27 protein-coding genes are annotated in these 26,358 nt (G+C 61.3%); 21 read left to right on the top strand and 6 right to left on the bottom strand.

Annotated elements, in window-relative coordinates:
- The first annotated feature begins 181 nt into the window (after positions 1 to 181).
- Positions 182 to 1,756 (top strand): murein biosynthesis integral membrane protein MurJ, encoded by a 1,575-nt coding sequence (gene murJ / locus ABK249_RS03355; protein WP_227701745.1) that lies wholly within the window; start codon positions 182 to 184, stop codon positions 1,754 to 1,756.
- A gap of 17 nt (positions 1,757 to 1,773) precedes the next feature.
- On the opposite strand, the gene ABK249_RS03350 is transcribed toward murJ, so the two are convergent.
- Positions 1,774 to 2,247: a YcbK family protein gene (locus tag ABK249_RS03350; RefSeq protein WP_227701746.1), complete on the bottom strand. Its 474-nt coding sequence runs from the start codon at positions 2,245 to 2,247 to the stop codon at positions 1,774 to 1,776.
- Between the two features lie 935 nt (positions 2,248 to 3,182).
- Here ABK249_RS03350 and ABK249_RS03345 point away from each other — a divergent pair.
- The 16 genes from ABK249_RS03345 (at position 3,183) to trmB (ending at position 17,330) form a co-directional block, all read left to right on the top strand.
- Positions 3,183 to 3,581, top strand: coding sequence for a VOC family protein (locus tag ABK249_RS03345; protein WP_037159189.1), 399 nt, complete (start codon positions 3,183 to 3,185; stop codon positions 3,579 to 3,581).
- 96 nt (positions 3,582 to 3,677) lie between these two features.
- Entirely contained in the window at positions 3,678 to 4,748 is a 1,071-nt protein-coding gene (gene trpS / locus ABK249_RS03340) for a tryptophan--tRNA ligase (RefSeq protein ID WP_037159186.1), read from the top strand.
- Between the two features lie 124 nt (positions 4,749 to 4,872).
- Positions 4,873 to 5,364, top strand: coding sequence for a universal stress protein (locus ABK249_RS03335; protein ID WP_037159183.1), 492 nt, complete (start codon positions 4,873 to 4,875; stop codon positions 5,362 to 5,364).
- A 113-nt stretch (positions 5,365 to 5,477) separates the two neighbouring features.
- Positions 5,478 to 6,044: a NifU family protein gene (locus ABK249_RS03330; RefSeq protein ID WP_037159180.1), complete on the top strand. Its 567-nt coding sequence runs from the start codon at positions 5,478 to 5,480 to the stop codon at positions 6,042 to 6,044.
- Between the two features lie 19 nt (positions 6,045 to 6,063).
- Positions 6,064 to 6,732, top strand: coding sequence for a tRNA (adenosine(37)-N6)-threonylcarbamoyltransferase complex dimerization subunit type 1 TsaB (tsaB, locus tag ABK249_RS03325; protein ID WP_037160033.1), 669 nt, complete (start codon positions 6,064 to 6,066; stop codon positions 6,730 to 6,732).
- 6 nt (positions 6,733 to 6,738) lie between these two features.
- On the top strand, positions 6,739 to 7,233 hold the full coding sequence (locus tag ABK249_RS03320) for a GNAT family N-acetyltransferase (protein ID WP_037159177.1): 495 nt from the start codon (positions 6,739 to 6,741) through the stop codon (positions 7,231 to 7,233).
- A 39-nt stretch (positions 7,234 to 7,272) separates the two neighbouring features.
- Positions 7,273 to 7,701 carry a Fur family transcriptional regulator gene (locus ABK249_RS03315; protein WP_037159173.1) on the top strand — a complete coding sequence of 143 codons (429 nt, stop codon included), beginning with the start codon at positions 7,273 to 7,275 and terminating at the stop codon, positions 7,699 to 7,701.
- The gene (gene olsA, locus ABK249_RS03310; RefSeq protein WP_037159168.1) at positions 7,698 to 8,501 is read left to right on the top strand and encodes a lyso-ornithine lipid O-acyltransferase; all 804 of its coding nucleotides are present in this window, start codon (positions 7,698 to 7,700) and stop codon (positions 8,499 to 8,501) included. Before ABK249_RS03315 ends, olsA begins: the two co-directional genes overlap by 4 nt.
- Positions 8,502 to 8,605: 104 nt before the next feature.
- On the top strand, positions 8,606 to 10,018 hold the full coding sequence (gene miaB / locus ABK249_RS03305) for a tRNA (N6-isopentenyl adenosine(37)-C2)-methylthiotransferase MiaB (protein ID WP_348862221.1): 1,413 nt from the start codon (positions 8,606 to 8,608) through the stop codon (positions 10,016 to 10,018).
- A gap of 21 nt (positions 10,019 to 10,039) precedes the next feature.
- The gene (locus ABK249_RS03300; protein WP_348862220.1) at positions 10,040 to 11,095 is read left to right on the top strand and encodes a PhoH family protein; all 1,056 of its coding nucleotides are present in this window, start codon (positions 10,040 to 10,042) and stop codon (positions 11,093 to 11,095) included.
- Positions 11,096 to 11,110: 15 nt separating this feature from the next.
- Positions 11,111 to 11,620 carry an rRNA maturation RNase YbeY gene (ybeY, locus tag ABK249_RS03295; RefSeq protein ID WP_348862219.1) on the top strand — a complete coding sequence of 170 codons (510 nt, stop codon included), beginning with the start codon at positions 11,111 to 11,113 and terminating at the stop codon, positions 11,618 to 11,620.
- 9 nt (positions 11,621 to 11,629) lie between these two features.
- Entirely contained in the window at positions 11,630 to 12,832 is a 1,203-nt protein-coding gene (locus tag ABK249_RS03290; protein WP_037159156.1) for a hemolysin family protein, read from the top strand.
- A gap of 94 nt (positions 12,833 to 12,926) precedes the next feature.
- Positions 12,927 to 14,525, top strand: a complete 1,599-nt coding sequence (lnt, locus tag ABK249_RS03285) for an apolipoprotein N-acyltransferase (RefSeq protein WP_348862218.1) — start codon at positions 12,927 to 12,929, stop codon at positions 14,523 to 14,525.
- A 152-nt stretch (positions 14,526 to 14,677) separates the two neighbouring features.
- Positions 14,678 to 15,097: a helix-turn-helix domain-containing protein gene (locus tag ABK249_RS03280; RefSeq protein WP_037159150.1), complete on the top strand. Its 420-nt coding sequence runs from the start codon at positions 14,678 to 14,680 to the stop codon at positions 15,095 to 15,097.
- 187 nt (positions 15,098 to 15,284) lie between these two features.
- Positions 15,285 to 16,544: a methionine adenosyltransferase gene (gene metK, locus ABK249_RS03275; RefSeq protein WP_348862217.1), complete on the top strand. Its 1,260-nt coding sequence runs from the start codon at positions 15,285 to 15,287 to the stop codon at positions 16,542 to 16,544.
- An 84-nt stretch (positions 16,545 to 16,628) separates the two neighbouring features.
- The gene (gene trmB, locus ABK249_RS03270; protein ID WP_348862216.1) at positions 16,629 to 17,330 is read left to right on the top strand and encodes a tRNA (guanosine(46)-N7)-methyltransferase TrmB; all 702 of its coding nucleotides are present in this window, start codon (positions 16,629 to 16,631) and stop codon (positions 17,328 to 17,330) included.
- Positions 17,331 to 17,334: 4 nt separating this feature from the next.
- Here the strand turns inward: trmB and ABK249_RS03265 are convergent, their stop codons facing one another.
- Both ABK249_RS03265 and ABK249_RS03260 read right to left on the bottom strand, forming a co-directional pair.
- A complete protein-coding gene (locus ABK249_RS03265) occupies positions 17,335 to 17,592 on the bottom strand; it encodes a BQ00720 family protein (protein ID WP_037159144.1) in 258 nt (85 codons plus the stop codon).
- Positions 17,593 to 17,637: 45 nt separating this feature from the next.
- Entirely contained in the window at positions 17,638 to 18,066 is a 429-nt protein-coding gene (locus ABK249_RS03260; protein WP_348862215.1) for an Hsp20 family protein, read from the bottom strand.
- Between the two features lie 201 nt (positions 18,067 to 18,267).
- Between ABK249_RS03260 and ABK249_RS03255 the strand changes: the two genes are divergently transcribed.
- The gene (locus ABK249_RS03255) at positions 18,268 to 19,209 is read left to right on the top strand and encodes a nucleoside hydrolase (protein WP_348862214.1); all 942 of its coding nucleotides are present in this window, start codon (positions 18,268 to 18,270) and stop codon (positions 19,207 to 19,209) included.
- A 77-nt stretch (positions 19,210 to 19,286) separates the two neighbouring features.
- Here the strand turns inward: ABK249_RS03255 and ABK249_RS03250 are convergent, their stop codons facing one another.
- From ABK249_RS03250 to ABK249_RS03240, 3 genes are all read right to left on the bottom strand, one after another.
- On the bottom strand, positions 19,287 to 21,641 hold the full coding sequence (locus ABK249_RS03250; protein WP_348862213.1) for a methyl-accepting chemotaxis protein: 2,355 nt from the start codon (positions 21,639 to 21,641) through the stop codon (positions 19,287 to 19,289).
- Positions 21,642 to 21,836: 195 nt separating this feature from the next.
- On the bottom strand, positions 21,837 to 22,736 hold the full coding sequence (locus tag ABK249_RS03245; protein WP_348862212.1) for a ribokinase: 900 nt from the start codon (positions 22,734 to 22,736) through the stop codon (positions 21,837 to 21,839).
- A gap of 49 nt (positions 22,737 to 22,785) precedes the next feature.
- Complete coding sequence (locus ABK249_RS03240; RefSeq protein ID WP_227701756.1) at positions 22,786 to 23,979, bottom strand: DNA recombination protein RmuC; 1,194 nt, start codon at positions 23,977 to 23,979, stop codon at positions 22,786 to 22,788.
- Between the two features lie 111 nt (positions 23,980 to 24,090).
- Between ABK249_RS03240 and def the strand changes: the two genes are divergently transcribed.
- Genes def through truA form a run of 3 tightly spaced genes read left to right on the top strand, consistent with a single transcriptional unit; the run spans position 24,091 to position 26,352 of the window.
- A complete protein-coding gene (gene def, locus ABK249_RS03235) occupies positions 24,091 to 24,606 on the top strand; it encodes a peptide deformylase (RefSeq protein ID WP_037159126.1) in 516 nt (171 codons plus the stop codon).
- A gap of 55 nt (positions 24,607 to 24,661) precedes the next feature.
- Positions 24,662 to 25,597, top strand: coding sequence for a methionyl-tRNA formyltransferase (gene fmt, locus ABK249_RS03230; RefSeq protein ID WP_037159123.1), 936 nt, complete (start codon positions 24,662 to 24,664; stop codon positions 25,595 to 25,597).
- Complete coding sequence (gene truA, locus ABK249_RS03225) at positions 25,597 to 26,352, top strand: tRNA pseudouridine(38-40) synthase TruA (RefSeq protein WP_037159120.1); 756 nt, start codon at positions 25,597 to 25,599, stop codon at positions 26,350 to 26,352. The genes fmt and truA overlap by 1 nt, the downstream gene beginning before the upstream one ends.
- Positions 26,353 to 26,358 lie beyond the last annotated feature (6 nt).

Below are 26,358 nucleotides of genomic sequence, written 5' to 3'. Positions count from 1 at the left end.
ATCACAAGCGGGCCGACCTTCCTATCTCGCTGACCATCTTGCAAATAGCAGCGTCGCTTGTTTGGGGAAGTCGGTGCACCCAGCCGATCTCCCTCCTTGTGGGGGAGATGCCCGGCAGGGCAGAGGGGGGTGTAAAAGCCGCATTTTTTTCTGCTTTGCGTACAAATATGGGTTTAGCCCCATGAGCCTCGTCAAGAAATTCGCGACCGTCGGCGGCGCGACGCTCGGCAGCCGCATCTTCGGCTTCGCCCGCGAGACGCTGATGGCGGCGGCCCTCGGCACCGGGCCAATGGCGGATGTGTTTTATGCCGCCTTCCGTTTCCCGAACCTCTTCCGCCGGCTGTTCGCCGAAGGCGCGTTCAACGCCGCCTTCGTGCCGCTGTTTTCCAAGGAGATCGAGGCGAACGGCGTCGAGGGCGCCAAACGCTTTTCCGAGGAAGTCTTCGGCGTCCTCTTCTCCGCGCTGATGCTGATCACCATCGTCATGGAGCTTTTGATGCCCTGGCTGGTGCAATGGATCATCGCACCGGGCTTCGCCGATGATGCGGAAAAGACCTCCATCACCATCCGCATGGCGGCAGTGATGTTCCCCTATCTGATGTGCATGTCGCTGACGGCGATGATGAGCGGCATGCTGAACTCGCTGCACCATTTCTTCGCGGCCGCCATCGCGCCGGTTTTCCTGAACGTGGTGATGATCGGCGCGCTTTTCTACGGGCTGTGGGTCGGTTCCGATCCTTTGACGATCGCCTGGTATCTTTCCTGGAGCGTGCTTGCGGCCGGTCTGTTGCAGCTTGCCGTCGTTTATGTCGGGGTGCGGCATGCGGGCATCAATATCGGTCTCCGCCGCCCGAGGATGACGCCGAACGTCAAGCGCCTGCTGGTGCTGGCGGTGCCAGCCGCCGTCACCGGCGGCATCACTCAGATCAACCAGATCATCGGCCAGGCGATCGCGTCCGGAAAGGAAGGTGCGATTGCAGCCCTTCAATATGCCGATCGGATCTACCAGCTTCCGCTCGGCGTCGTCGGTGTCGCGGTCGGCGTCGTGCTTTTGCCGGAACTTTCAAGGGCGCTGAAGGGCGGCCACATGCGCGAGGCCGCCAATATCCAGAACCGTTCGATCGAATTCGTGCTGTTCCTGACGCTGCCGGCCGCCGCCGGCCTCTGGATCCTGTCCGATGCGATCATCCGCGTGCTTTACGAGCGCGGCGCGTTCTCGGCGGAAAACACCTCGGTCGTCGCCGCGATCCTCGCCATTTACGGCATCGGCCTGCCGGGCTTCGTGCTGATCAAGGCGTTGCAGCCGGGCTTCTATGCCCGCGAGGATACGAAAACGCCGATGCGCTTCACCATGATTTCGGTTGTCATCAATTCGGGACTGGCGATCTCGCTCTTTCCGCTGATTGCGGAACGTGGCATCGCCACCGCCGAGGCGGCCGCCGGCTGGACCAACACGGTCCTGCTCTTCTCGACGCTTTTGTGGCGCGGCGATCTCGTATGGGAATGGGGGCTTGCGAAACGCGTCGGCCTGCTTCTCGTTTCGGCCGGCATCATGTCGGCGGCGCTCGTCTATGCGCTGCGCTATGCGGGTCCATGGCTGCAGCCGGAGGTCTCTCTTCTTCAGCAGGTCGCGGCACTCGGCTGCCTTCTGGGGCTGGCAATGGTCGTGTATTTTGCTTGCGCTTTCCTGATCGGCGGCGCCGACATGGGCATGATCAGGCGCAATCTGAAGCGCAGGCCGAAGCCGAGCGAGTAGCGCTCGTCTGGCTCATATCAGGAACGGCTGCGGCGTTTGAGGCTCGCAAGGCCCTTTCCCCTGCTGCAATGTGCCCAGGTCCGCTTCGGGCCGATATCCACATGCACGATGCCGTTGCAGTAGCGGCCGATGCCGCCGATGCCCGGCGCGGTGGCGGCCGCGGCAAGGATCCTCTTCTCCGAAACGCCCGGAACGCGGATATCGGCGGCATAGCAGCGGCTGTGCTGTGATCTGCCGGAATGCGGCCGGTGGCCGGATGTTACCATTGGCTTTCGGCCGGTCTGCTTGGCGATGTGGGCGAGGATGGCTCCGAGCTTTTCGGGAAAGCAGCCTGTCCGGACGCTGACCCGCTGGACCGTGTAGAAGGCCGAGTAGTCGTGTTTGAAAGATGAGCCACGGCGTTTCTGGCTTTGGCCGGCTTCTGCTTGGGCATTGGCATTGAGGCCGAATGCCAGAAGGCAGGCAAGCGCGACGCGAAAAATCATGCGCATGGGTCATCCCCCGAAAAGACCGGTCTTCATGACCGGTTAACCGTGATGTTCGGCGGGTATTTCTTTTCTAAAAGAGGCGTGAATAAGGAGGCTTTTGCTCAAAATTGGGAAAATGCCTGCCTAAATAGCTAACATCCATTAATCTTTTCTGAGGAGGGAGGAGTAGAATTTTGCTATTTGAGTGTCGAAGCTATGTCGAAAGCGGTAGCAGGCTCCCGCAGGGATTGGTGTATTTTCGCCCACTTTCAGGCTTGATCGGAGATCCAGATAAAAGGCTTCCCGCATCAACCAGGCCGCCCCGTCTGCCTCGTGAGCCTGTCGAAGGGCGGGCATCTCCCCCACAAGGGGGGATCACAAGCGGCCTGACCTTTCTACCAAAGCAATGGCTCGCAGAGCTGCTCCGCAATTGTTTGGGGAAGCCGGTGCGTCCATTCGATCTCCCCACCTGTGGGGGAGATGCCCGGCAGGGCAGAGGTGGGGATGGTGAGGCAAATCGAAACCTTGCGAGAAATCGACAGGAAAAATCACTCCCGTTCATCCCCGCCCTTTCAACCCATGCCTACAATCTTCGCGTCCCGTTTCGGCTACACCGGTTCAAGCATCGCCGGCGAGATGGGACCGGTGCCCTTTCGGTCTGCCGTTGATGCAGGCGGGTCGTCAGGGGCTGCGCAGAAAATGGTTCCCCTCTCGCCTCAAGGCGGGGCGTGCGTGTGTCGCACACAACCCGGTATGGCATCTGCAAGGACGTAAGACCATATCGCCGCAGAGGAACCGGAGTTGCGCAGCACAAGAACACTGAACGGGACACGTCGTGTGTCACTTATAAAAACTTAAATCGAGGCACCCGACGTGTCCCGGCCGAACTTGAAATTCCGACTGTCGCCAAGGGCGTAGTGTATCTATCGTCGCCTTTGTCCACTTCACAGGAAGCCGCCATGCCCAGCCAATCCCTCTTCCTCGTCACCCTCGTCGTCGATGATTACGACCGCGCCAGGGATTTCTATTGCAGTTCGCTCGGTTTCGAATGCCTGGAAGACACGCCGCAGCCGGACGGCAAGCGCTGGGTCGTGGTGAGGCCGAAGGGAGGGGAGGGCGCGGCCCTGCTGCTCGCTCAGGCCGCGACGGAAAAACAGAAATCGGCGATCGGCAACCAGACGGGCGGCCGGGTCGGCTTCTTCCTCAAGACGGATGATTTTGCCCACGACCGTGCTGCCATGATTGCAAAGGGAGTCCGGTTTCTGGAAGAGCCGCGGCGGGAAATCTACGGCACCGTGGCCGTTTTTGCCGATCCCTACGGCAACACCTGGGATTTGATTGAGCACAGGGTCGCGTAAGCCCTTGATTGCGCCTCGTCGCCCGTGCATAAGCCCGGCCGTTAGCAACATGACCCTTCGGGTCTGGGGCCCTCCACAAGCCTAATCGAGGACGATATGAATACGAATACCTTTAAGCCGCTTGTCTTTTCCGGCGTTCAGCCGACTGGCAATCTCCATCTCGGCAACTATCTTGGCGCGATCCGCAAGTTCGTCGCATTGCAGGAAAACAACGACTGCATCTACTGCGTCGTCGACCTGCATGCGATCACCGCCCAACTCGTCCACGATGATCTGCGCGGCCAGATCCGCTCGATCGCCGCTGCCTTCATCGCTTCGGGCATCGACCCGAAGAAACATATCGTCTTCAACCAGTCGGCCGTGCCGCAGCATGCGGAACTCGCCTGGATCTTCAACTGCGTTGCCCGCATCGGCTGGATGAACCGCATGACGCAGTTCAAGGACAAGGCCGGCAAGGATCGCGAGAATGCTTCGCTCGGTCTGCTTGCCTATCCGAGCCTGATGGCGGCCGACATTCTCGTTTACCGCGCCACCCATGTGCCGGTCGGCGACGACCAGAAGCAGCACCTGGAACTTGCCCGCGACATCGCCCAGAAGTTCAACATAGACTTCCAGGAAAAGATCCGCGCGACCGGCACCGGCGTCGACATGGTGGTCGGCGAGGAGAAGATCCACGGCTACTTCCCGCTGGTCGAGCCGCTGATCGATGGGCCGGCGCCGCGCGTCATGTCGCTGCGCGACGGCACCAAGAAGATGTCGAAATCCGATCCGTCGGACCTGTCGCGCATCAACCTGATGGACGACGCTGACGACATCGCCAGGAAGATTCGCAAGGCCAAGACCGATCCGGAAGGCCTGCCGGGCGAAATCGAAGGTCTCAAGGACCGGCCGGAAGCCGACAACCTCGTCGGCATCTATGCCGCGCTCGCAGACAGGACGAAGGCGGATGTGCTTGCCGAATTCGGCGGCCAGCAGTTCTCGGTCTTCAAGCCGGCGCTTGCTGATCTCGCCGTTCACGTCCTGTCGCCGATCTCGGGCGAGATGCGCCGCCTGCTGGACGATACGTCGCATATCGACGCGATCCTCCGGGATGGCGGCGAACGTGCCCGCGCCCGTGCCGGAAAGGTCATGGCTGACGTCTTCGATATCGTCGGTTTCCTGCGCTGAACCGAGGTCTGCCGGGATTGCATACCCGCCACGGTTTCGTGGCGGGTTTTCATTTTCCGTCGAAGGTTTTAAGTTCCGCATCACGACCGCGGCGGTCGAGTAGATGCGAGCGAAGGGGGCGGACATGGTTTCGAAACGGCTTTCTCGACTTGAAGGGCATAGGCGCAAATTCATGGCGGTCATCGATGCGACGCCGGAATGCGAAAAGGCCGTCCACTATGCCGGCCGCCGCGCCAAGAATTCCAATGGTGGCCTCGTGCTCCTCTTCGTGATTCCGGAAGGGGATTTTCAGCAGTGGCTTGGCGTCGAACAGATCATGCGCGCCGAAGCCCGCGAGGAGGCGGAAGCCGTCATGGCCAAGGCCGCCCAGAGGGTGCGCGAGACGATCGGCATCGATCCGGAAATCGTCATTCGCGAGGGAAGCGCCCCCGAACAGATCAACCAGCTCGTCGAGGAGGACCGGGATATTGCGATCCTGGTTCTCGCCGCCGCCTCCGCCAAGGAAGGACCGGGACCGCTGGTTTCCGCCGTCGCCGGCCGCGGCGCGACCTTCCCGATCCCCGTGACGGTCCTGCCGGATACGTTGACCGACGAGGAAATCGACGCGCTTGCCTGATGCCGCCCTTGACCTTCGAAGGGCAAATGCGCACTTGAACGAAAAGCTGATCCGGCTTATCTTCTTTTGAAGAATTCTAAATTGGCGGGCGCCACGCCCCCGGGAGAAACGAGATGTTCATTCAGACGGAAGCCACGCCGAATCCGGCGACGCTCAAGTTCCTGCCCGGCAAGGTGGTCATGGAGCGCGGAACCGCTGATTTCCGTAATGCCGATGAGGCGGAAGCCTCTCCCCTCGCCTCGCGCCTCTTTGGGATCAGCGGCGTGTCCGGTGTCTATTTCGGCTACGATTTCATCACGGTCTCCAAGGAAAATGCCGAATGGCAGCACCTGAAGCCGGCGATCCTCGGTTCGATCATGGAGCATTTCATGTCCGGCCAGCCGGTCATGGGCGGCACCTCGACGCTTGCCGAGGCGCTTGACCAGGAAGGTGAATTCTTTGACGAGGATGACGAAACCGTCGTCGCCACCATCAAGGAATTGCTCGAAACCCGTGTCCGCCCGGCGGTCGCCCAGGATGGTGGCGACATCACCTTCAAGGGTTATCGCGACGGAACGGTCTACCTCAACATGAAGGGTGCATGCTCCGGTTGCCCGTCTTCGACGGCGACGCTGAAGCACGGCGTGCAGAACCTGCTGCGCCATTTCGTTCCCGAAGTGCAGGCGGTTGAAGCCCTCTGAGCGCTTCGCCGGCACTTTCATGATCGTCTTGGCTATCGATACCGCCGGAGTGGATTGCTCCGCTGCGCTCTATGACAGTGCAGCGGAGCAGATTCTGTCGGCGGTTACCGAAACGATCGGCAAAGGCCATGCAGAACGGCTGATGGCCGTGATCGACGCAGCGCTTGCCGCCGCCAATCTGTCCCTCGATGCCGTGGAGCGCGTTGCCGTGGTGATCGGCCCCGGTTCATTTACCGGAATTCGGGTCGGCGTTGCTGCTGCCCGCGGTCTGGCACTCGCGCTGGGCGTCGAATCGGTCGGCGTGACGACCCTGGAAACGCTGGCGCGCGGCTACCTTGCCGATCATCCGGGCAAACCGGTTGTGGCGGCCATGGATGCCAAGCGCAACGAGGTCTACGCTCAGGCCTTTGCCGCCGATGGTCTGCCGCTCAGCGAACCTGCCGCGCTTTCGCCGGAGGACGTCTCGAAACTCGTGGAGAAGCTGGCTGCGGCCGCGACTGGCTCGTGGGCCGAGCACTCCCCGGTCAAGGGAGAGGGCGGATTTGAAGGACGGGACCGTTTCGATATTGCGACGGTCGCGCGGGTCGGCGCGGAAAAACCGGAAGGTGCAGGCCGGCCCAAACCATTGTATCTTCGTGGACCCGATGCCAAGCCGCAGACGGGATTCGCACTACAGCGCCGTTCGTGAATACCGATGCTCGACGATTACCTGACCTGGAAGCCGTTTTTCGAAGTTGTGCCGATGGAGATTGGCGACTGTACGGAAGTCTCAGAGCTTCACGGCCAGCGTTTTCCGCGGCAGTGGAGTGATGGGGAGTTCCAGAACCTGCTTCTGCAGCACAATGTCTTCGGTTTCATCGCGCGCCAGACCAACGCTTTCTTTTCGAGACCGCTCGGCGGTTTCGTGTTGTCGCGGGAAGCGGCGGGCGAGGCGGAGATACTGACGGTTGCTGTCAGCGAGAAGTCCGGCCGCCAGGGGCTCGGCTGGCGGCTCATGCAGGCGGCGCTCAGGGAGGCGGCGGCGCGTGGTGCCGAAAGCATGTTTCTGGAGGTCGAGGCGGCGAATCACGCCGCGGTCGGGCTCTACCGCAAGCTTGGTTTTCAGAAGGTTGGCGAGCGGCCGGCCTACTATACCGGTCCCGACGGGACGCGTTCCATGGCGCTTGTCATGAGCCGCGTTCTTCGCTAGTCCCTTGTTTTGTACTGGAACGTTTCGAAGGCCACCGACATGACAGACCTTTCCAAGACTCTGGAGGAGCTGTGTGCCGAAAAGGGTATGCGAATGACGGACCAGCGCCGTGTGATTGCCCGTATCCTGCAGGAATCCGACGACCATCCGGATGTGGAGGAGCTCTATCGCCGCTCCTCGAAGGCTGATCCGCGCATTTCGATCTCCACTGTGTATCGAACGGTGAAACTGTTCGAAGACGAGGGAATCATCGAGCGGCACGATTTTCGCGACGGTCGCTCGCGCTATGAGACCGTGCCGGAAGAGCACCACGACCACATGATCGATCTCAATACCGGCAATGTCATCGAATTCCGCTCGGCGGAAATCGAGGCGCTGCAGGAACGTATTGCCCGCGAGCACGGCTTCCGTCTCGTCGGCCACCGGCTGGAGCTTTACGGCATCCCGCTGGACAAGGACGATAAGTGATCACCTGGCTGCGGATTGGCATCGTTTTTGTCGTCCTTTTCGCAGTCACGCTGATCCTGTTGCCGTTTCAACTGATCGGCCTCGCGTTCGACCTCAGAATCCGCCGTTATATTCCGCGCTACTGGCATCGGGCCGCCTGCTTTCTGCTCGGCGTCCGCATCCATATCCACGGAACGATCGATCGGCGCCGACCGCTGATGCTTGCTTCCAACCACGTCTCCTGGAAGGACATCCTGGTGCTCGGCGCGATTGCCGATGTCGTCTTCATCGCCAAGATGGAGGTGTCGGAATGGCCGATCTTCGGCACGCTCGCCAAGCTGCAGAAGAGCATTTTCGTGGTCCGCGAACAGAAGCGTCGCACGGGCGATCAGGTGAGCGAAATCGCCGAGCGCCTGGCAGCGGACGAGATCGTCGTGCTCTTTCCCGAGGGAACGACCTCTGACGGCAACCGGCTTCTGGAGGTGAAATCCTCGCTATTCGGCGCGGCAGCCGCCGCGGTTCCCTTTACGAAGCAGGGCGTGGTCCATGTTCAGCCGGTAGCGATCGCCTATACCCGCGTACACGGCATGGCGATGGGCCGTTATCACCGGCCGATCGCCGCCTGGCCGGGCGATATAGAACTCGGTCCTCATCTGCTGGGCGTCCTGAAGGAAGGTGCGCTCGACGTGGACGTGGCTTTCGGTGAAACGATCGATTTCCGCACCGGCGACAACCGCAAGCATCTGAGTCAGGCAGTGACGAGCCGTATCCGGCGCATGCTGCTGAAGCATCTGCGCGGCCGGGATTATGAGACGCTTTAGTCACTGAGGCAGACCAGAGGGGGCGGACACGGCACGACCTTCACTATTCGGCCTCCATAACGAAACGCTTCATTTCCGGGCGTTCTTGCGATATGGAAGCGCCCATGAACGAACACGTTACTCTTTCTACTCCCGCCGAACAGACGGTCGAGCGCCCGAACAGCCGCAAGGTCTTCATCAAGACCTATGGCTGCCAGATGAACGTCTACGATTCGACCCGCATGGCTGATGCACTGGCCAGCGACGGCTATGTGACGACGGAAGACATGGCCGAGGCGGACCTGATCCTGCTCAATACCTGCCATATCCGTGAGAAGGCGGCCGACAAGGTCTATTCGGCGCTCGGCCGTCTGCGCGACATGAAGACAGCGCGCGCTGCGGAAGGCAGGGAACTGATGATTGGCGTCGCCGGCTGCGTGGCCCAGGCGGAAGGTGAAGAGATCATCCGTCGTGCGCCCGCGGTTGACGTGGTCATCGGACCGCAGACCTACCATCGCCTGCCGGAGGCCTTGAGGCGCGCCCGTGCCGGGGACCGGGTGGTCGAGACGGACTATGCCGTCGAGGACAAGTTCGAACACCTGCCGGTCGCGGAGCAGGCCAAGATCCGCTCCCGTGGTGTCACGTCCTTCCTGACCGTGCAGGAAGGCTGCGACAAGTTCTGCACCTTCTGCGTCGTGCCCTATACGCGCGGCTCGGAAGTTTCCCGTCCGGTCCGGCAGATTCTCGATGAGGCCCGGCGGCTGGTCGATGGCGGCGTGCGCGAGATCACGCTGCTCGGCCAGAACGTCAACGCCTGGCGGGCGGAAGGCCCGAACGGCGGCGAATGGGGGCTCGGCGATCTTCTCTACAGCCTTGCGGAAATTCCGGGGCTTGCCCGGCTGCGCTATACGACCAGCCACCCGCGCGACATGGACGACAAATTGATCGAGGCGCATCGCGATCTCCGCGCCCTGATGCCCTACCTGCATCTGCCGGTGCAGGCCGGTTCCGACCGCATCCTCAAAGCCATGAACCGCCGACATACGGCTGAGGAATATCTGCGCCTTATCGATCGCATCCGGGCCGCCCGGCCGGATATCGCCATGTCCGGCGACTTCATTGTCGGCTTCCCGGGCGAGACGGACCGGGATTTCGAAGACACGATCCGTATCGTCGAGGAGGTGAATTATGCTCAGGCCTTCTCGTTCAAATATTCGCCGCGCCCGGGCACGCCTGGTGCCGACCTTCCTGACCATGTCCCGGAAGAGGTGAAGGCCGAGCGACTCGAAAGATTGCAGGCGCTCCTCTTGAAACAGCAGGCTGCCTTCGCCAAATCCTGTATTGGGAAGGTCATCGACATCCTGCTTGAAAAGCCCGGCCGCAACCCGGGACAAGTGATTGGACGTTCGCCTTGGCTACAGTCTGTGAATGTTGATGCAAAAACATCGCAAATCGGTGACATTATCCAGGTGCGAATCATCGGAAGCGGTCCGAACAGCTTGTTCTCCGAGCCGATACAGAGTTTAATAGACTACTAAATTACTAAGGAGCGAGCCTGCTTGAACGGACGTGAATTGGTTTCTTCATCCGCGCGACAACCCCGATCCGCTGCCACCGACGCCAATCACTTTGTCCTGACGTTCGAGAACAATCGGTTCGCCAGCGAGCTTTTCGGACAATTCGACCAGAACCTGAAGCTGCTCGAGGAGCGGCTTCGCATCGATGCACGCCCACGTGGCAACTCGGTCGCGATTTCCGGAGATTTAACGGCCACCAATCAGGCGCGCCGTGCGCTGGATTTTCTCTATGAACGGCTGCAGAAGGGTGGTTCGGTCGAAGCCTCCGATGTGGAGGGCGCGATCCGCATGGCACAGGCGACGGACGATCAGTTGACCCTGCCGACCCTGGAACGCAAAGCAAAATTGTCGATGGCGCAGATTTCCACCCGCAAGAAGACGATCCAGGCGCGTACGCCGACCCAGGACGCCTATATGCGGGCGCTGGAACGCTCGGAACTCGTCTTCGGCGTCGGTCCCGCCGGCACCGGCAAGACGTACCTCGCCGTCGCGCATGCCGCCCAGCTTCTGGAACGCGGTGCGGTCGATCGTATCATACTGTCGCGCCCGGCTGTCGAAGCCGGCGAGCGCCTCGGCTTCCTGCCAGGCGACATGAAGGAGAAGGTCGATCCCTATCTTCGGCCGCTTTATGACGCGCTCTATGACATGATGCCGGGCGACAAGGTGGAGCGGGCAATCACTGCCGGCGTTATCGAGATTGCACCGCTCGCCTTCATGCGCGGCCGCACATTGGCGAACGCTGCGGTCATCCTGGACGAGGCGCAGAACACCACCTCGATGCAGATGAAGATGTTCCTGACGCGTCTCGGTGAGAATGCCCGCATGATCATCACCGGCGATCCGAGCCAGGTCGACCTGCCGCGCGGCGTCAAGTCCGGCCTGGTCGAGGCGTTGCAGATATTGAAGGGCGTCGAGGGGATTTCCATCGTCCGCTTCAAGGACACCGACGTCGTCCGCCATCCGCTGGTCGGCCGCATCGTGCAAGCCTATGACGCGCGATATGCCGTCCAGGAGGAAAGCGAGGACCTCGACCGATAGGTCGAGACCGAAGCGATGTCCAAGCTCGACATACAGATCACCGTGGAAAACGAGGGCTGGCGCGACGAGGCCGCCCTTCTCCTGCTGAGCGAAAGGACACTGGGCGCGGCGGCAGAGCTGCTCGCCGACGAGGAAAAGCAGCCCTTCCCGGAAAGGGCTCCGGAACTGTCGCTGGTCTTTACCGATGACGCGTCGATCAGGGAAATCAATGCGGAATGGCGGGGCAAGGACACGCCGACCAATGTCTTGTCTTTTCCTGCTTTTCCGCTCCAGCCGGGTGATATGCCGGGACCGATGCTCGGCGATATCGTCATCGCCCGCGAGACCGTTGAACGCGAAGCGGTTGATCTCGAGAAGACTTTCGAGGATCATCTGACCCATCTGCTGATCCATGGTTTCCTGCATTTATTCGGCTACGACCATATGGAAACGGCTGAGGCGGAAAGAATGGAGCGGCTTGAGACTCGCATTTTGGCCGTGCTCGGCCTATCTGACCCCTATGCGGGACAGGACCCGATAGTATAGTCTGGAACAATGAGCGATTTTTCGACAAACCCGGCCCGAGAGGGCAAGGACGGTGACTCCAGCTCCTCGGAAGAGGGCAGTAGTCCGGCCAAGACCGAAACCCAACCCAAACAACATCACAGCTCTTTCTGGTCGCGCGCCTTGAGGTTGCTCAGACCCTCGCAGGGCGAGAAGCTGCGCGAGGATCTCGCCGACGCGCTGATGACCGATACCAATGTCAGCAACGCCTTTTCGCCCGAAGAGCGGGCGATGCTGCACAATATCCTGCGTTTCCGGGAAGTTCGGGTCGAGGACATCATGGTGCCGCGCGCCGATATCGAAGCCGTCGACATGACCATGACCATCGGCGAGCTGCTGATCCATTTCGAGGAAACCGGCCGTTCGCGCATGCCGGTCTACAGTGATACGCTCGACGATCCCCGCGGCATGGTGCATATCCGCGACCTCCTGTCCTATCTTGCCAAGCAGGCCCGCAACAAGCGCCGGACAAACGCGCGCGCGGCACCTTCGCGTGCCGCACCGACTCAGCCGATGCCGCTTGCCGCCGACAAGCCGGAGAAGGCGGAAAAGCAGGTACGCACGCCACGGCCTGCTTTCGACCTCGGGCGGGTCGATCTCGAACAGACCGTCTCGGAAGCCGGCCTGATCCGCAAGATCCTGTTCGTGCCGCCGTCGATGCTCGCATCTGACCTGCTTCAGAGCATGCAAGCGGCCCGCACGCAGCTTGCCCTTGTCATCGACGAATATGGCGGCACCGATGGTCTCGTCACGCACGAAGACATCGTCGAGATGGTGATCGGCGATGTCGAGGACGAGCACGACGACGAGGAAGTCATGTTCTCCCGCGCCGGCGATGACGTCTTCGTGGCCGATGCCCGCATCGAACTCGAGGAGATCGCCCAGGCGATCGGCCCGGATTTCGACATCAGGGATCGCCTTGAGGACGTCGATACGCTGGGCGGCCTGATCTTCTCCGCGCTTGGCCGCATTCCGGTGCGCGGCGAGGTCGTGCAGGCGGTGCCGGGCTTCGAATTCCAGATCCTCGAAGCCGATCCGCGCCGCATCAAGCGCGTCCGCATCATGCGCAAGCGGGCAGGTGCCCGCCGCCGCCTGAAAGGCGACGGCGAAGCGCTGCTCACCGATCAGACGCCGTCCATGCTGCTGCTGCCACCATCCGCTCCGAGTGCAGACCGGTCCAATCATCAGGCCTGAGCGATTCCGCCAGAGCGTTCCTCTTTGACCTCACGACAAGTCAGCCGTTTTTTGGAAGACTGCGGCGGCTGATTCGAGGAAAAAGGGGAAGTCCATGGAGCGGCTGGCGGGCAGGATCATACTTCTCTGGGGTTTCCCGCGAGCTATTGTCGCTTTTCTGGCCGGCGCCGTTGGCGCTTTAGCCCTGCCGCCCTTCGGGTTCCTTGCAGCACTCTTCATCTCCTTCACGCTGCTCGTCTGGCTGATGGACGGCTCGACCGGCAATCCGGATGGAGGTCTGTTCTCCCGCCTCCGCTCGGCCTTCTGGCTCGGCTGGTTCTTTGGTTTCGGCTATTTCGTGGCTGGCCTCTGGTGGCTCGGCAATGCGCTGCTGGTGGAAGCCGACGAGTTCGCCTGGGCACTGCCGCTTGCGGTCCTCGGCCTGCCGGCCTGTCTCGCCCTCTTTTATGGTCTCGCAACGGCAATCGCCCGGATGTTCTGGTCGGACGGCTTCGGACGGATCGCGGCGCTCGCCTTCGGTTTCGGGCTTGCCGAATGGCTGCGCAGCTTCGTTGCCACCGGCTTTCCTTGGAATGCGGTCGGTTATGGCGCCATGCCCATACCTTTGATGATGCAATCCGCCGTGCTCGGCATCTACGGGGTCACCGTGCTCGCGGTCTTCGTGTTCTCGGCACCCGCTCTGATCGGCACGAAGAAAGGCATGCGGCTCGGCCTGTCGCTGGCGGCTTTGCTCTCTTGCGCCCATCTTGGCTTCGGCGCCTACAGGCTTTATCTGGCGGATTCCGCTCTTGCCGCGCCTGCGGAAAGCCAGATGGTGGTCCGCATCGTCCAGCCGGTGATCGACCAGGCCCGGAAGATCGAAGATTCCGACCGCGCCGAAATCTTCGAGGAGCATCTGGCCCTCTCCGCCTTGCCTCCGGAAGATGGCGGCAAGCGGCCGGATATCATCGTCTGGCCGGAGACGTCCATTCCGTTCATCCTCACCCAGAACCCGGACGCATTGGCCCGTATCGCCGAGATGCTTCAGGACGATCAGGTCCTTATTACCGGCGTGGTGCGGTCGGAAGAGACCGGTCAGGGTTTCGCGCCGCGCTACTACAACTCGATCTACGTGATCGACAGCGAGGGGCAGATCGTATCCGCTGCCGACAAGGTGCATCTCGTCCCGTTCGGGGAATACGTCCCTTACGAGGACATGTTGCGCAGGCTCGGCATCCCCGAGGCGGTTGCCATGCCGGGCGGCTTCAGCGCCGCGCCCGTGCGGGCGATGCTGACGCTGCCCGGCGGCCGGGTTTTCTATCCGCTGATCTGCTATGAGGCGATCTTCCCGCAGGAGATCGGCGAAGACGTGGAGCGGACGAGCGCGCTTCTCAATGTCACCAATGACGGCTGGTTTGGAGCGACACCCGGCCCTTATCAGCATTTCCAGCAGGCTCGGATCCGTGCCGTCGAAAACGGCCTGCCGCTGATTCGTGCGGCGAATACCGGTATTTCGGCCGTTGTCGACCCCTACGGAAGACTAATAAGGGGTATGGACTACAATCAAAAAGGTGTGATAGATGCAACTGTGAGCAGCATTTCCGTTCCGCATTGGGGCGAGGATGCTCGTCAAAATTACTTCTGGTTGGTTCTGGCATCTATGTTACTGATTGCAGTGGTCTCGCGTGCTGGTTTTAATTTTCGGACGAATTGACCGAAAACCCCTAAAATTGCATAGTGGTCCTGGCCTTTCGTCTCGCCATATGCTTCACACGTTGTGCCTGTAGTGACCAATCGCGCGAAGTGTATCTCCACACGCAGACCGGGTTGTGAAGATTGAACCGTTAACTTCGTCAGGACATCGTTATGATTGAAAATAAGAAGAAGCCGAACCCGATAGACATTCACGTCGGCAGCCGGATTCGCCTTCGTCGGACCATGCTTGGAATGAGCCAGGAAAAACTGGGCGAAAGCCTTGGCATTACTTTCCAGCAGATCCAGAAATATGAGAAGGGCACCAATCGCGTCGGTGCAAGCCGCCTGCAGAATATCTCCAGCATCCTCAATGTGCCGGTTTCCTTCTTCTTCGAGGACGCTCCGGGCGAGCAGTCGGGCGGTCAGGCCGGCATGGCGGAAGCATCAAGCTCCAACTATGTGGTCGATTTCCTGTCGTCGTCCGAAGGCCTGCAGCTCAACCGGGCTTTTGTGAAGATCTCCGACCCGAAGGTGCGCCGACGTGTGGTCGACCTCGTCAAGGCGCTGGCGGCGGATGCCGAAGTGGAATAAGACGGTTTCAATACGATTCCGCAAGCGGCCTCAGGGCCGCTTTTTTTTTGCTCATTTTCTGGCATCCAGGTGTTGCTTGAGTGTTGAGATTGTACACATAAAGATATATTTATGTCGTTGTACGCTTGTTTTTGTCGGCGGAAGCCACTAACACAGGCTCGTTCGTTTCTTTGAGGGGAATCCCGTAATGCGCCCAAGTTACCTGTTCACCAGCGAGTCCGTCGCCGAAGGCCATCCGGACAAGGTTTGTGACCGTATTTCCGATGAAATCGTGGATCTTGTGTACCGCGAAGCGGTCAAGACCGGCGTCGATCCGTGGACGGTGCGCATCGCCTGCGAGACGCTCGCGACCACCAACCGCGTGGTCATTGCCGGTGAGGTTCGCCTCCCGCCAAGCCTGATGAAGAAGGACAAGCAGGGCAAGGACGTCATCAACCCCTCGAAATTCAAGTCGGCCGCCCGTAAGGCGATCCGCGACATCGGATATGAACAGGACGGCTTCAACTGGAAGACGGCGAAGATCGACGTACTGCTGCACTCGCAGTCTGCCGATATCGCGCAAGGTGTCGACAGTGCCGCCGACCAGCAGGGCGACGAAGGTGCCGGCGACCAGGGCATCATGTTCGGTTATGCCTGCACGGAAACGCCGGATCTCATGCCGGCGCCGATATACTATTCCCACAAGATCCTCCGGCTTCTCGCCGAAGCCCGCAAGAAGGGCGAGGGCGAAGTGGCCAAGCTCGGCCCGGACGCCAAGAGCCAGGTGACCGTCCGTTACGAAAACGGCAAGCCGGCCTGCGTCGATTCGATCGTGCTTTCCACCCAGCACCTCGATGAGAGCTGGGATTCCAAGAAGGTCCGCGCCGTCGTCGAACCCTATATCCGCGAAGCGCTCGGCGAACTGAAGATTTCCGACGATTGCAAGTGGTACATCAACCCGACCGGCAAGTTCGTCATCGGCGGCCCGGACGGCGATGCCGGCCTCACCGGCCGCAAGATCATCGTCGACACCTACGGTGGTGCAGCTCCGCATGGCGGCGGCGCCTTCTCCGGCAAGGACACGACCAAGGTCGACCGTTCGGCAGCCTATGCGGCCCGCTATCTGGCGAAGAACGTCGTTGCCGCCGGCCTTGCCGACCGCTGCACGATCCAGCTTTCCTATGCGATCGGCATTGCCCAGCCGCTGTCGATCTACGTCGACCTGCACGGCACCGGCAAGGGTGTGACGGAAGATCAGATCGAGGCTGCAATCCGCAAGGTCATGGACCTGTCGCCGTCGGGCATCCGCCGCCACCTCGACCTCAACAAGCCGATCTATGCCAAGACCTCGGCCTACGGCCACTTCGGCCGTAAAGCGGGCCGCGATGGTTCCTTCTCCTGGGAGAAGACCGATCTCGTCAAGCCGCTCAAGGATGCGCTGAAGGAAGAGATGCTGAAGGCCGCCTGATCGGTCTTTACGGATCGCTGAAGAAAACTGTAAAGCGGGTGTCTCCCTGAAGGAGACGCCCGCTTTTATCGTGAGAGAGCAGACATGACCGAACAACCGCACCCGAGCCGCGCCACCGAGGCATTTTTCGGGCGTCGCAAGGGCAAACCGCTGCGCGAGCGACAGGCGGAGGGCATGGCCACGCTGCTGCCGGCCTTGAAGCTTGATCTTCAAGCTCCGGCACCGGCAAGACTGTCTGACCTGTTTCCCGTCCCGGTGGATGAACTGCGGCTGGAGATCGGTTTCGGCGGCGGCGAACATCTCATCCATCGCGCGCAGGAAAGCCCGAGAACGGGCTTCATCGGCGTGGAACCCTTCGTCAATTCCATGGCGAAGCTTCTGTCGCGCGTCGATCAGTTGGGTTTGAAGAATATTAGGGTCTATGACGACGATGCGACCCAGGTGCTGGACTGGCTGCCGGATGCTTCGCTCGATCGTGTGGATCTGCTCTATCCGGATCCGTGGCCGAAGCGCAAGCATTGGAAAAGGCGGTTCGTGTCCGAGGTCAATCTCGACCGCTTCCATCGCGTGCTGAAGCCGGGCGGCTTATTCTGCTTCGCATCCGACATCGACACCTATGTCAACTGGACGCTGATCCATTGCCGCGACCATGGCGGCTTTCAATGGCTGGCGGAGCAATCTTCCGACTGGCTGACCCCCTTCGCCGGCTGGCCAGGAACGCGATACGAAAACAAGGCCCGTCGCGAAGGCCGCTCCTCGGCTTATCTGACCTTCAGAAAGACCTGAAAAGTCAGTGCAGACTGACGGTCTTTAGGTCGTCCTCAGCAGCCTTGAAGAAGGTACTGGAACGGTTGTCGGTCAAGAGGATCGGCGTGCCATCGGCGCCGAACAGGGCCCAAAGATCGAGATTGGGATCGATTTCCGGGGCTTCGGGGAAGCAGCGGGACACTTCATCCGACCGCATCTTGCGAATATATCCGACCTCTCCAGTACCCAGATGAGCGAGTTCGGACTGCGTCAAACGCGTATTCGCTTCTTTCAGGAGCATTCCAGCCTCCAATATTGAGGATGCAACGGCATTAATGCCGTTGACCTACTCTGAGACGGAAATGTTAATTTTTCGCACCATGCGTTCCGGCTCGGGGCGGACGAGGTCGATCGACAGGAGGCCATTCCTGAGCGAGGCACCGGAGACCTGCATGCCGTCGGCGAGCACGAACACACGCTGGAACTGACGGGCTGCAATGCCCCGGTAGAGGTAATTCCGGTCGCCCTGTTCTACCTGGCGCCCGCGAATGACGAGCTGGTTCTCCTCGATCGTCACATCGAGCTCGGATTCGGAAAAGCCGGCGACCGCAACTGTAATGCGAAGCCGTTCCGGCGCGCCGGACGCGTCCGCCTGGATGCGTTCGATATTGTAGGGCGGGTAGCCGTCATTCGCCTTCGCGAGGCGCTCGAGGGTCTTTTCCATGGAGTCGAAGCCCAAAAGCAGCGGGCTCGCAAATGGCATCATTCGGCTCATCGTGCAGTCCTTGTAACAAGCGACCCTATCGGCGCCCGAAATTCGGCGCGCCAACTCGGAAACTTATATGGGGAGTTGCAGCAAAGACCGCAAGAATGAATCCGGTCGTCAGTGGTTGCAATCCCTCCATATAAGCCCCGCCCGTACTTGACAATCTGCAGGAGCAGGGCCAACAAGCCCCGGCAAAATCAGGGGCATGCCATGGAACGCAGAAAGATTATCATCGATACCGATCCGGGTCAGGATGATGCCGCTGCGATCATGCTGGCTTTTGCAAGCCCCGCGGAACTGGACGTGCTCGGCCTCTGCGCAGTCGCCGGAAACGTGCCGCTTTCCTATACCAGCCGTAACCTCAGGATCGTCTGCGAACTCTGCGGCAGGCAGGACGCGGCGATCTACGAGGGAGCCCGGAAACCAACCCTGCGTCCTCAGGTGACCGCGGAGCACGTCCACGGCAGGACAGGTCTCGACGGCGCCGAACTGCCTGAGCCGATGATGCCGGTGCGCAGCACCCATGCAGTGGATTTCATCGTCGAGACATTGCGCTCCGAGCCGGTCGGAACGGTGACGCTTTGTACCCTCGGGCCGCTCACCAATGTGGCGCTGGCGCTTCAAAAGGCGCCGGACATAGCACCGCGCGTGAGGGAATTGGTGATGATGGGCGGTGGCTTCTTCGAGGGCGGCAACATCACGCCTGCTGCCGAGTTCAACATTTATGTGGATCCGGAAGCGGCGAAGGCCGTCTTTGCCTCCGGTATCCCGATCGTCATGATGCCGCTCGACGTCACCCACAAGCTTTTGACGACCAAGGCTCGTGTCGGAAAGATTGCGGCACTCGGGACCAGGCCGGCACAGGTGCTGGTCGACTGGCTTGCGTTCTTCGAGCGATTCGACATCGAAAAATACGGCTCCGATGGCGGGCCGCTGCATGATCCGACCGTGATTGCCTATCTGCTGAAGCCCGAACTCTTCTCGGGGCGCGATTGCAATGTCGAAATCGAAACGCGGTCGGAGCTGACGGCCGGCATGACCGTAGTCGACTGGTGGCGGGTTTCCGGCCGCAAGCCCAATGCCAAGGTCATGCGCGATGTGGATGCCGACGGCTTCTTCGCACTGCTTACGGAACGTGTCGGCCGGCTTTGACCGGCCTCACCCGCGGATAAAGGAAAGGCCGCCGGACACTGACCGGCGGCCACCATTCAGGCTTTTTGCATCGGTGATCAGAACTCTTCCCACTCGTCCGCAACGGCGGCGGATCCCACAGCAATGGCCGCCTTCGGTGCAGGCTTTGCACGCGGCGATGCTGGAGCAGGTCGATTTGCCTGCGGCGCCCGCATGGACTGTACGACCTGCCGCAATGCTTGCGGTGCGTTCTGAACCTGGCCGGTGGCATGCGTTGAGACGCGGAAGCGGGCTACCAGCGACCGCAACGTTTCCGCCTCATTGCTGAGCACGGAACTTGCCGCGGTGGTTTCTTCCACCATGGCGGCGTTCTGCTGGGTCACCTGATCCATCTGGTTGACGGCGGAATTGATCTCCTTGAGACCGACAGCCTGTTCGCTGGCGGAGGCGGAGATCTGACGGATCAGCCCGTTGATCTGCATGACCTGGACGGCGATCTTCTGCAGCGCATCGCCCGCCTTTCCGACCAGGTCCACTCCCTCGCCGACCTGGGTCGTAGATGTGTTGATGAGGGCTTTGATCTCCTTGGCGGCATTAGCAGAGCGCTGCGCCAATTCGCGCACTTCCTGCGCAACGACGGCGAACCCTTTTCCGGCCTCGCCGGCGCGGGCCGCTTCGACGCCTGCGTTGAGCGCAAGCAGGTTGGTCTGGAAAGCGATTTCGTCGATGACGCCGATAATGCGGGAAATCTCCTGCGAGGACTGGGCAATGCCCTGCATCGAGGCGACCGCCTTTTGCACCACCTCACCGGACTTTTCCGCATCGTCACAGGCGAGGTTGACAGTGGAGGCAGCCGAACCCGCATTTTCAGCGCTGGAATTCACCTGGGCGGTGAGCTCGTTGAGCGCTGCGGCGGTCTCTTCGAGGCTCGATGCCTGCTGCTCGGTCCTGCGCGACAGATCCTGTGCGCTGGCGGCAATTTCGCGGGTACCGTTGCCAATGTTATGCACGGTGGAATTGACGGTCGCGATCGTGTCTTCAAGGCTTTCCAGCGCCCGGTTGAAATCGGTCTTCAGCTTTGCGTATTCGCCTGGAAACTCTTCCTGGACCCGGTAGCCGAGGTTGCCGTTCGAGAGTTCGGCCAATCCCCTGGCAAGGGAGGCGACGATGCGCTGCTGTTCAAGAGCGTTGGCTTCCCGCTCGTTTTCCGAACGGCTCCTCTCTCTTTCGGCAGCATTGCGCTGAGCTTCGGCCTCGGTTTCCAACCGGCGGCCGTCGGCCAACGTATGCCGGAAGCCTTCGAGCGATTGGGAGAGCGAGCCGATCTCATCGTTCCGGTCCTGGCCTTCGACCGGCTGTTCGAAACGGCCCTGGCCGAGAAGATCGACGCTTCCGAGCAGCGCGCCCAAAGGACGACGCACGAAGACGGTACTGCCGAAATAGAGGGTCGCAATGCAGGCGCCCATGATGACGACACCGCCAAGAACCATCATCCACGTCTGATCCTGGACAGGCGCAGCGATGACGCTGTGGGGCACGTCGACGACGATCGCCCAGGTGGTGTTGAGGTCCGGTACCGTGAATGGGTAGACGACGCGCTCGTAGGGTTCCGAAGCATCGGCCGAGAGATTGTCGAGTTGTGCGGGCTTGTCTGCCTTCAGCGCGGCGAGAAGCTCGCTCGCCTTGTCGCCTTCCACCGGCTTCATCAGCTTGTCCGGATCAACCGGGACAATCCAGTTGCCACCCTGGGACACGAGAAGGACACGGCCGGAACCGAAGGGCTTCATCGCCTGCAGCTTATTCGTGAGGGTGGCGAGCGACACGTCGAGACCGGCAACGCCGAGAAATTTCGAGCCCGAGAAGACCGGATAGGCAATCGAGCTCATGGCGGTTGCGTCGCCGGTCGTGCTTTCCACGTAAGGCTGGGTCAGTGAGCCCTTCTTGGAGTTGGCGGCCAGCGCGTACCACTCCGCCTGGGTGTCGATGTCGAAAACGCTGTAGGCGATATCGCCGGTGCGGCTCTTGGTCCAGTAGGGTGCAAGTTCGCCCTTCTTGTTCGCCCCCATCTCCTTGTTTCCGACAAGGTCGGCGTTCTTGCCGTCGAAGGTGCCGGGCGCTTCTGCGAACCAGCTGCCATAGGCGAATGCGTTCTGCTCGAGATTGGCCTTCAGGGCATCGACCACGCCTTTGCGATCGAGGTAATCGCCCGCATGACCGCGACCGATCACGCCGGCGATCGATCGGGCGGCGCCTGCGAGTTGTCCCATGTCGACGGCGACTTCGTTGGCGATCGAGCGAGCCTCCGCCTCGGCCTGAGCCATGGTGAGCGACGAGACGCGGCTGCGTGTCTGGGAGATCAGGAAGAGGTTGGAGATGACGAGAACTGCAGCGATTGCCAGGCTCGTCACAAGGATCAGTTTCGTGGACAGGGACTTGATCTTCAGCGGAAACATGGGCTCGCGCCTTCAGCAGGGTATCAAAGGGGAGTATTCACCTGGAGGCGCCCCGTCATGGGGCTGCCGCGGAAGGGATAGCTGGCGAATCCACTGCCGCGGAGGTGTTGGCGACACCCTAGGATCGATATCTTAACTTTGACTGAAATCAGCGCAGCCGGAATTTACATCGCAACAGCACGGTTGCCGCCTACTTCAGACTCGGCGATCGACCTGATCGGCGAGCGGGATGGACGGCTGCGCACCGCGGACAAGGCAGGCGAGCGAGCCGGCAACCGCTGCCCTGCGGAGTGCTTCGGCAAATTCAAGTCCCTGTTCCAGGCTGGCGGCCAGGTAGCCGCAGAACGTGTCGCCCGCCCCGACCGTATCGGCCGGTTCGATCTTGAGGCCTTCAGCAGAAAAGAACCGACCCTCACGGACGGCTACGACGCCATCGCCGCCGAGTGTCACCACGAAGGTCTGGCCGGTTTTCGAATGCAGCTTTTCCAATGCGGTCTTGCGCGTGGCGGCATCCGGGATCGGATGCCCCGCAAGAAGCTCGAATTCCGTCTCGTTGGCGACCACGATATCGGCAAGCCGGGCAAGCCGTGCAGCGTCATCCGTCAGCGGCGCTGTATTCATCAGCGTTACAATCCCCTTTGCACGCGCCGCCTTGAGGGCCGCTTCCACCGTGGTGGCCGGAATTTCGAGTTGCAACATCAGGATGTCGCCGGTCTGCATGGTTTCGACTGCCGCGTGGGCCTGTGCCTCACTCACGGTGCCGTTGGCGCCGGGCACGACCGCGATCATATTCTCGCCTGTGCCGCCGACAAGGATCAGCGCCGTGCCGGTCGGCGTGCTGACATGTGCGACGCCGGACAGGTCGACCTTAGCTTCATCGAGAAGGGCGAGCGCCGGTCCGGCAAAGTTATCTTCGCCGACGGCTCCGACCATCTTCACCGTGCTTCCGGCGCGCCGTGCCGCGAGCGCCTGGTTGGCGCCCTTGCCGCCGGCAGCCGTTGCGAAGCTCGTTCCTGCAACGGTTTCACCGGGCTGCGGAAGGCGTTCGGTCGTTGCGGTGAGATCCATGTTGATGGAGCCGAGGACAGTGATCATGGGCAGGCCTGCTTGCTGGTGTAAAGTCGCGCGACACTGCCCGAGAGCGTCACTCCTCGTCAACCACCCTGAGCTTGAGCAGGCCGGTGCGGCTTTCGACGACCTTGGCCTGCGGCGCGTCGCGGGATGCTTCGGCGTCTGCCGGCGCTTCCAGTTCCAATGCCTCGATCCTGGCGCCACGGCGATTGAGCTTGTCGGTGGACGTGATGATCTGCTCCACATCCTTCTGGGCGGCGAGGAAATGCGCCTGAAGTTTGCGTGTCCTGTCGTCGAGCCGGGCCAGATCCTCCACCAGAAGAGCCACCTCGCCTTGGATGAGATGCGCCTGTTCGCGCATCCGCTGATCTTTCAGGACTGCCTGGATGACCTGGATCGACAGCATCAGGAGAGAAGGCGATACGAAGACCACGCGGGCGCGTTGCGCCTTCTGCACCACGCCCTCGAAATGCTCGTGGATCTCGGCAAAGATCGATTCCGACGGCACGAAGAGGAAGGCCATCTCCTGGGTTTCGCCCGGCAGGAGGTATTTCTCGGAAACGTCTTTGATATGCACGTCCAGATCGCGGCGGAACTGCTGCGCAGCCGCCCGCCTCGCTTCTGGTGCGGCAGCCTCGCGAAAGGCATTCCAGGCCTCCAGCGGGAACTTGGCATCCACTGCCAGCGGCGGTGCGCCGTTCGGCATCTTGATGAGGCAGTCGGGCCGGGTGCCGTTGGAAAGCAGTGCCTGGAACGAATAGGCGCCGAGCGGAAGGCCGTCCGCGACGATCGCCTCCATCCGCCCCTGGCCAAAAGCGCCGCGAGTCTGCTTGTTCGACAGGATCGCCTGCAGGCCGACGACATCCTTGGCAAGCGTCTGGATATTGTTCTGCGCGGCGTCGATGACGGCGAGTCTCTCCTGAAGCCGGCGGAGATTCTCATGCGTCGACTTGGTCTGTTCGGTAATCGTCGCGCCGATCCGGTGCGTCATGCCATCAAGACGCTGGCTGACAGCCTGGTTGAGTTCCGATTGCCGCGCCGAAAGCGTCTCCGCCATGGCCGACAGCCGGCCCTGCATCTCGCTCTGGGCACGAAGGAGTTCGGAAAGCCTCGCTTCCGCCTCGACCGCCTGCCGGGCGATTTCCCGCTGGCGACGGTTGATAAAAAACACCGCGAGCAGAATAACTAGCGCCGCCGCTGCGGCTGCAACGGCCACAGCCTGCTGGTCGGCCAGAAGCGCGGGGAGACGTGCGAGAAGATCATCCATGGCGGGAAGCTAACAGAATTCCGCGGCTTGAAAAGATCAAAACGTGAACATTATATAAAAAAGCGAAGCGATCCCTGTTTCTTCCGAAAAAAAGTTACGTTATGGGAAGCCATGACCATCAAACCGCTGATTATTCTCCCGAACCCGATCCTGCGCCAGGTTTCCAAGCCCGTCGAACAGGTAAATGACGAACTCCTGAGGCTTGCCGACGATATGCTGGAGACCATGTACGAGGCGCCTGGCATCGGCCTTGCGGCGATCCAGATCGGCGTGCCGCGCCGGCTTCTCGTCATCGACGTTGCCCGGGAGGGCGAAGAGAAGAACCCGCAGGTCTTCATCAACCCGGAGATCGTCAAATCCTCCGACGAGCGGTCCGTCTACGAGGAGGGCTGCCTTTCTATTCCGGAATATTACGCCGAGGTGGAGCGGCCCGCGGCTGTCACGGTCAAGCATATCGGCCGGGACGGCAAGGAACATATGGTGGAGGCCGATGGCCTGCTTGCCACCTGCCTGCAGCACGAGATCGATCACCTGAACGGCGTGCTCTTCATCGACTACATCTCGCGTCTGAAGCGGGAGATGGTGATCAAGAAGTTCACCAAGGCCGCCAAGGCGAAGGCCGTTTAGGGCTTCAACCGGCGATCTTCAGTTTGAAGGCGCGCTTTCCAAGCGTGGAACGTCCATGTCTCTTCGAATCATCTTCATGGGCACGCCGGAATTTTCCGTGCCGACGCTTGAGGGCCTGAAGCAGGCGGGCCATGATATCGTCGCGGTCTATACGCAGCCGCCGAGGCCGGGCGGCCGGCGCGGGCTTGATCTCGTCAAGTCGCCGGTACATCAGGCGGCCGAGCTTCTCGGCATTCCCGTCTTCACGCCCGCCAACTTCAAGGATCCGGAAGAGCGCGAGAAATTCCGGGCTCTGAACGCCGACGTGGCCGTGGTCGTTGCCTATGGCCTGCTTCTGCCGGAAGCGGTCCTCACCGGCACGCGGCTCGGCTGTTACAACGGCCATGCGTCGCTCCTGCCGCGCTGGCGTGGTGCAGCCCCCATACAGCGGGCGATCATGGAAGGAGACGAGAAGACCGGCATGATGGTGATGCAGATGGAGAAAGGCCTCGATACGGGGCCGGTGGCGCTTACTAGGGAAGTCGAGATCGGCGAAAACATGACGGCGGGAGAACTGCACGACAAGCTGATGCTGGTCGGCGCCCGCGCCATGGTCGAGGCGATGGGGAAACTGGAAGCCGGCGACCTGCCGCTGACGCCGCAGCCGCAAGAGGGCGTGCTTTATGCCGCCAAGATAGACAAGGGCGAGACGCGCATTGATTTCTCGAAACCGGGGCGGGATGTTCATAACCATATTCGCGGCCTGTCGCCCTTTCCCGGCGCCTGGTTCGAGGCCGAGATCAACGGCAGGCCGGAGCGCATCAAGGTTTTGGCATCCGAAATGAGGGAGGGGCGTGGTCAGCCAGGCATGGTGCTGGATGACGCGCTGACGGTCGCCTGCGGTGATGGTGCCGTCCGGCTGCTGAAGCTTCAGAAAGCAGGCGGCAAGCCGCTTGCGGCGGCCGATTTCCTGCGCGGCACGCCGATCCCGGCCGGGGCGAGGCTCTCCTGATGCCGCGATACCGCATGACCGTCGAATATGACGGCACCAATTATGTCGGCTGGCAGATGCAGGAAAACGGCCACTCGGTGCAGGCGGCGCTCCAGGGCGGCATCCTGTCGCTGACCGGCGAAACCGTCTCGATCCGCGGCGCGGGCCGCACGGATTCCGGCGTTCACGCCGTGGGTCAGGTCATCCACGCGGATCTATCGCGCGAGTGGAAGCCTTATAAGCTGCGCAATGCATTGAACGCCCATTTGATGATGGCGGGCGAAAAGGTGTCGGTGCTCGACGTCCAGGCGGTCGATGAGACGTTCGATGCGCGCTTTTCGGCGCTCCGCCGGCATTATCTCTACCGCATCCTCAACCGGCCCTCGCCGCTGGCGCTGGAGGCCAAGCGCGCATGGTGGGTGGCGCGCCATCTCGATCACGAAGCCATGCACGCAGCGGCGCAGACGCTGGTCGGGCACCATGATTTCACGACGTTCCGTTCGGCCCACTGCCAGGCGACGAGCCCGGTTCGCACGCTCGACCGGCTGGATGTGACCCGCACCGGCGACCTGATCGAAATCCGGGCAAGCGCCCAGAGTTTCCTGCACAACCAGATCCGCTCCTTCGCCGGCACGCTGAAGCTTGCGGGCGAGGGCAAGATGACGCCGGAAGATGTGCGCGCCGCGTTGGATGCGCGGGATCGCTCGGCCTGCGGGCCGGTCGCGCCGCCGGAAGGCCTTTATTTCATGAAGGTCGATTATCCCGGCGATCCGTGATCCCGC

The organism is Neorhizobium phenanthreniclasticum (genome assembly GCF_040066075.1).
In the GTDB taxonomy this organism is placed as follows: Bacteria; Pseudomonadota; Alphaproteobacteria; order Rhizobiales; family Rhizobiaceae; genus Neorhizobium; species Neorhizobium petrolearium.
This window is presented reverse-complemented; position numbering and strand designations above follow the sequence as displayed.